The sequence below is a fragment of the Kitasatospora nipponensis genome (assembly GCF_039528135.1).
Taxonomy (GTDB): domain Bacteria; phylum Actinomycetota; class Actinomycetes; order Streptomycetales; family Streptomycetaceae; genus Kitasatospora; species Kitasatospora nipponensis.
This window is the reverse complement of record NZ_BAAALF010000303.1, coordinates 1-6191: the sequence shown is the minus strand read 5'-3', so window position 1 is coordinate 6191 and position 6191 is coordinate 1. Positions and strand designations below refer to the sequence as shown.

The window sequence follows — 6191 nt, the reverse complement described above, 5'->3', positions numbered from 1 at the left end:
GGCAGCGTCCCGCGGCAGCCGCCCCCGCCGGTCCCGGTGGCCGGTGGCCGGTGGCCGGTGGCCGGTCGGCTGATTTCGACGAGATCCAGACGAGAGGACCCCGCCCGTGGAGTTCCGGGTCAGCGCGCTGCGCAGCCGGCAGACGGCGCAGGAACTGGAGGAGCCGGTCCGGCTCGCGCCGCGGCGGGCCGGACTGGCGCTGGTGGCGCTGGTGGCGGGCGCCGCCCTGGTGCCGGCCGTCCTGGCCGCCGCCGGCGGACCCGCGCCGGGCCCGGCGGCCCCGCGGTCACCGCACGCGCCGCAGTCCTCACCGTCACCGCAGTCACCGCAGTCACCGCAGCCGTCCTCACCGTCCTCGCAGCCGCCGCACGCGCCGCAGTCCTCACCGTCACCGCAGTCACCGCAGTCACCGCCGTCCCAACGGACTTCGCCGTCCCCGCACCAGGAGAAGCGCCCGTGACCGCCCAGCCCGCACCACCGGCCCGGCCGGCGCCGGCCGACCGGCCCGCCCGCCGGCGACGGACCCGCCGCACCCCCACCGTCCTGCAGTTGGAGGCGGTGGAGTGCGGCGCGGCCGCGCTGGGCAGCGTCCTGGCCTCGCACGGCCGCCTGGTCAGCCTGGAGGAGCTGCGCACCGCCTGCGGGGTCTCCCGGGACGGCGCGCGGGCCGCCTCGATCGTCCGGGCCGCGCGCGGCTACGGCCTGGAGGCCCGCGGGCTGCAGACCGACCTGCCGGGCCTGGCCGACGTCCCGCTGCCGGCGGTGCTCTTCTGGGAGTTCAACCACTTCGTGGTCTACGAGGGACCGGCCCGCCGGCTCGGCCGCGGCGGGCACTGGATCAACGACCCGGCCGGCGGGCGGCGCCGGGTGTCGGCCGCCGAGCTGGCCGCGAGCTACACCGGGGTGGTGCTGACCTTCCGGCCCGGTCCCGACTTCCGGCGCGGCGGCAGCCGTCCCCGGGTGCTCCGCGACCTGGCCGTCCGCTCCCGCGACCGCCGGGCGCTGCTGCTGGTCCTGCTGGCCGGCCTGCTGCTGGTGGCGGTCGGGGCCGCGGTGCCGGCCTGCATCCGGCTGCTGGTGGACGGCGTGCTGAGCCACCGCTCCGGCCTGGCCCCCGCCCTGGTGGCCACCCTGCTGGTGCTGGCGGCGGCGCTGGCCGGCCTGACCCACCTCCAGCAGCGCCAGCTGCTGCGGGCCGAGTCGACCACCACCGTGGACACCAACGCGGGGTTCCTGCGCCGGCTGCTGCGGCTGCCGACCGGGTTCTTCACCCAGCGCGGCGCCGCCGACCTGGCGGGCCGGGTGGCGATGAACGAGAGCGCGGCCGAGGTGCTCTCCCGGGACGTGGTGTCGGCCGCCATCAGCACCGCGCTGATCCCGCTCTACGCCCTGCTGCTGTGGCGCTACGACCCCGCGCTGACGGTGCTCAGCCTGGGCTTCGCGGCCCTGGACGTGGCCCTGCTGCGCTGGGCGATGCGCCGCCGCCGGGACGCCACCGCGCTGCTGCGGGCCGACCGGTCCGCGCTCGCCGGCGTCTCGTACAACGGGCTGCAGGCGATCGAGACCCTGAAGGCGGGTGGCTGGGAGCACCAGCACTTCCGGCGCTGGTCGGGCGTGCAGGCCAGGCTGCTGACCGGCAGCCAGCGGATCGAGGCCACCGGTACCGTGCTGCGGGCCGGGGTCGCCCTACTGGCCGGCCTCAACAGCGCGCTGATCCTGCTGGCCGGCGGCGTGCGGGCGGCGGACGGGCAGCTCACGGTCGGGGCGCTGGTGGCCTTCCAGGCCCTGGTCACCGGCTTCAGCGGGCCGGTCGCCCAGCTGGTCCGCTTCGGGCCGAAGGTGCAGGACCTGGCGGCGGACCTGCATCGGCTGCGGGACGTGGAGCGGTACCCGACCGACCCGGCCTTCGCGGAGCCGGCCACCGGCTCGGCGGCCGGAGCCGGGGCCGGGGCTCCCGGCGGATCCGCCTCGAGCGGGCGGCTGCGGCTGGAGGGGGTCGGCTTCGGCTACCACCCGCAGGGCCCCGAGCTGCTGTCGGGGATCTCCTTCGAGGTCCGGCCCGGCGAGCGGGTCGCCCTGGTGGGCGCCACCGGGCACGGCAAGTCGACCATCGTGCGGCTGATCGCCGGGCTGCACACCCCCACCACCGGCCGGGTCACCCTGGACGGCACCGACTGCCACCGCCTGCCCCGGGCCACCCGGGCCGCCGGCCTGGCCGTGGTCGACCAGGACATCCTGCTCTTCGGCGGCACGGTCCGCGACAACCTGACCCTCTGGGACCCCACGGTCCCCGAGGAGGCCCTGCGCGCGGCCCTGCGCGACGCCGCGCTCGACGAGGAGATCGCCGCCCGTCCCGGCGGTCTGGACGCGCCGGTGGCCGACGGCGGCCGGAACTTCTCCGGCGGCCAGCGCCAGCGGCTGGAACTCGCCCGCGCACTCGTCGGCTCGCCCGCGCTGCTGGTGCTGGACGAGGCCACCAGCGCCCTGGACGTCGAGACGGAGCAGCTGATCGACCGGAACCTGCGCCGGCGCGGCTGCGCCTGCGTCATCGTCGCGCACCGGCTCTCCACCGTCCGGGACAGCGACCAGATCATCGTCCTGGACCGGGGCCGGATCGTGCAGCGCGGGCGCCACGAGGAACTCGCCGCGGTGCCCGGCCACTACGCCGACCTGGTCCGGGAGTGGTGAGGCCGCCGATGGACACCACCACCACGCGCACCGCGGCGACCCCCGACGCCCCCGACGCCACCCCTGTTCCCGCCGCCGCGCCGCGCTCGACGGTGCTCGACGGGCCCGGCACGCTCTGGACCGTCGTGCGCGGCGCCGCCGACCTCTTCGCCCAGCGCCACCCCGAAGCCGGCGGCCCGGGCGACGACGACGCGGGCCGGGACGACGCCGGCACCACCGACACCGAACCTCCCGGCCGCCTGCACCACGTCTGCCGGCTGCCGGCCGGCCACGCCCTGCTCGGCGACCACGCCGCCGCCGGCTACCGCCTGGTGCTGCAGACCCTGCCCGGTGCCGAGCTGACCGCGCGGGCCGTCCCCGCGGACGCCTCGCCGACGGACGCCGCACCCGCCGCCCCCGCCCTGCGGGCCGGCCTCGCCGCCGTCCGCGCCGCCCTGGCCCCCGCGACCGGCGAATCCCCGGCGGAGCACGACCCGGCTCCGCGGGCGGAGGCCGACACCCTCGCGCAGGCGTACGCGGAGCAGCGCCGGCTCCTCGCCGGGCTCGGCCGCGACCTGGAGCGGGCCGAGGAGCGCGCGGCCCGGCGTCGCTCGGAGCGCCACGCGGCCCGGCGGAAGGCGCAGGCGGGGGCCGACCGCTCGCTGCGCACCCTGCGGCCGACCGGCGCCGCGGCCCCCGCCGAGCCGTACCTGGCGACCGTGCGGCTGATCGGCCGCGCGGCCGGCTTCACGGTCCCCGACGCGGCGGAGGGCTACGGCGACGACCTGGACCGGATCGCGGACGCCGCCCAGCTGCGCCGGCGGCAGGTCCGGCTCGGCGGCCGCTGGTGGACCGCCGACCTGGGGCCGCTGCTCGTGCACCGCAGGACCGGTGCGGGCGAGCCGGTGGGCCGGCCGGTGGCGCTGCTGCGCCGGCGCGGCGGCTACCGGCTCGTCGATCCGCTGGGCGGCACCGGCCGCCGCTGCACCCCGGCGGTGGCCGAGGGCCTGGAGGGCACCGGCATCACCTTCACCTCCGCGCTGCCCGCCGCGCCGGCCGGCGTCGTGCGGCTGCTGCGCCACGGTGTCCGGGGCTCCGGCGCGGACCTCGCGATGCTGGTGCTCGGCTCGCTGGCGGTCGCCCTGCTGGGCCTGCTCACCCCGATCGCCACCGGCCGGATCCTGGGGGTGCTGGTGCCGGCCGGCCGCAGCGACCTGGTGCTGCGCCTGGGCGTCCTGCTGATCGCCGCGGCCACCCTGTCGGCGGTCCTCCAGCTGTCCCAGAGCCTGGCCGCGCTGCGGCTGGCGGGCCGCTGGGAGGGCCGGCTGCAGGCCGCGGTCTGGGACCGGCTGCTGCGCCTGCCGGTGCGCTTCTTCGCCGCACGCCGCTCCGGGGAACTCGCCGAGGCCGCGCTGGGGCTCTCGGCGGCCGGCGAGATCCTGGCCGGCGCGGTGGTGATGGGGGTGCAGAGCCTGCTGGTGGGCACCGTCTACGCGGCGCTGATGCTGCACTACAGCGTGCGGCTGGGCCTGCTGGGCCTGGGGCTGGCGGGCGGGGCCTTCGCCGTCTGCCTGCCGCTGGTCGTGCTGCAGATGCGGCGTCAGCGGGAGCTGTGGCGGGTCGGGGTCACGCTGTCCGACCTGCTGGTGCGGCTACTGAACGGGCTGCCCAAACTGCGGGTGGCCGCCGCCGAGGAGTTCGCCTTCCAGCACTGGGCGGAGCGCTTCGTGCGGGCCCGGCGGCTCAAGGTGCGGCTGCGCCGGCTGCAGAACGCGGTCACCGTCTTCAACGCCGGTTTCACGCCGCTGTCCGTCCTGGTCGTCTTCGCCGCGGTGAGCGGCGGGCCGGGGGCGCGGGTGAGCACCGGGGCGTTCCTGGCCTTCTACGTCGCCTTCGGCACCGTGCTGGGCTGCGCCTACCAGCTGATCGGGGCGGTGGCGTCCACGCTGGCGGCCGCCCCGCTGCTGGCGGAGGTGAAGCCGGCGCTGGCCGAGCCCGTGGAGCACGACCCGCGGCGGGTGGACCCCGGCCGGCTGTCCGGCCGCCTGGAGGTCGCCTCGCTCGCCTTCGGGTACGGCGCGGGACCGCCGGCACTGTCGGACGTGTCCTTCACGGTGGAGCCCGGGGAATCCCTGGCGGTGGTCGGCGCGACCGGCTGCGGGAAATCCACCCTGCTGCGCCTGCTGATCGGATTCGAGGATCCCGCGCACGGCGTCGTCCGGTATGACGGCCGCGATCTCGCGACCCTCGATCCGGCGGCCGTGCGACGGCAGTGCGGCGTGGTCCTCCAGGACGGGCAGCTTTTCTCCGGATCCATTCTGTCGAATATCTGCGGAAACAGCGGACACACCCTGGAGGACGCCTGGCGGGCGGTGCGGGTGGCGGCATTGGAGCAGGACGTCGCCGCCCTGCCGATGGGGCTGGACACCGTCCTTCAGGACGGCGCGGCGACGCTCTCGGCCGGCCAGCGGCAGCGGGTGCTGATCGCCCGCGCGGTGGTCGGCGAGCCCCGCATCCTGCTGCTGGACGAGGCCACCAGCGCCCTCGACAACGCCACCCAGGCGGCGGTGACCAGGAATCTCCAGGAACTGAGGGCCACCCGGGTGCTGATCGCCCATCGGCTCTCCACCGTGCTGCAGGCGGACCGGGTGCTGGTCCTGGAGCACGGCCGGGTCGCCCAGCTGGGCCCGCCGGCCGAGCTGCTGGCCGACCGGCAGGGCCTGTTCCACCGGCTGAACAGGCGCCGGCCGGCCGGCTGAGGCCGGCTGGCACCCCCCGCTGCGGCACGCGCCGAAAAGCGCGTCGCAGGTGCGCGGAACGGACTTTTCCGTCGGCTTTTCCGACGGCCGTCCGGTGCTTTCGCGCGCCCGAATTCCGGAGTTTTCCCCGGTTCACGGAAAACCATTCCGACGATTGACAGCGCGGTCACCGCGTGGTCATGATTTCCCCGGCACCGACATTCGGACGGAAATACCGAATTCCCGTCCGGGGTGCCCCACAGAAGGAGATACCCATGGAATCGCAGGCCAGGAACAACTTCGTCAACAACTACTCGCGACTGCTGACCACGGTCTGGTCGGACGAGAGCTTCGCCGAGCTGCTGGCGGCCTCGCCGGTGGAGGTGCTCAGCGACTACGGCATGGAGATCGCCGAGGGCGCCCGGGTCGAGCTGGTCCGGGACGGCGCGGGTGAGCCGGACCTGGAGGCGCAGATCTCCGCGTGGGAGAAGGGCGCCGAGAGCGGCGTCTACACCCTCTTCGTGCCGGCCTCGCCGGTCATCGAGACCCAGGAGCTGTCGGAGGCCGAGCTGGAGGCGGTCGCCGGCGGCGACGGCGGCAACACGGCCATCTCCTGCTGCTGCACCCCGTGCTGCTGCTGCAGCGGTGGCGGCGGCACCGGCGGCGGCGGTCGCGAGACCATCTGACCCGCTCGCGTGGGCCAGGCCGGGTGACCTGACCGGCCCGGACAGTGGCGGCGGCCGCGGGTGCGCGGCCGAAGGTGGGCAGCAGGTGGATGGTGGTGAC

Annotated in this window: 4 protein-coding genes; all 4 read left to right on the top strand. The window is 76.5% G+C overall.

The window, feature by feature from the left end:
• The first annotated feature begins 106 nt into the window (after positions 1-106).
• The 4 genes from ABD323_RS38890 (at position 107) to ABD323_RS38875 (ending at position 6091) form a co-directional block, all read left to right on the top strand.
• A complete protein-coding gene (locus tag ABD323_RS38890) occupies positions 107-460 on the top strand; it encodes a hypothetical protein (RefSeq protein ID WP_344446826.1) in 354 nt (117 codons plus the stop codon).
• A complete protein-coding gene (locus ABD323_RS38885; RefSeq protein WP_344446825.1) occupies positions 457-2688 on the top strand; it encodes an NHLP family bacteriocin export ABC transporter peptidase/permease/ATPase subunit in 2232 nt (743 codons plus the stop codon). The genes ABD323_RS38890 and ABD323_RS38885 overlap by 4 nt, the downstream gene beginning before the upstream one ends.
• 8 nt (positions 2689-2696) lie before the next feature.
• Complete coding sequence (locus ABD323_RS38880; RefSeq protein ID WP_344446824.1) at positions 2697-5426, top strand: NHLP bacteriocin export ABC transporter permease/ATPase subunit; 2730 nt, start codon at positions 2697-2699, stop codon at positions 5424-5426.
• 254 nt (positions 5427-5680) lie between these two features.
• On the top strand, positions 5681-6091 hold the full coding sequence (locus ABD323_RS38875; protein ID WP_344446823.1) for a hypothetical protein: 411 nt from the start codon (positions 5681-5683) through the stop codon (positions 6089-6091).
• The last annotated feature ends 100 nt before the right edge of the window (positions 6092-6191 follow it).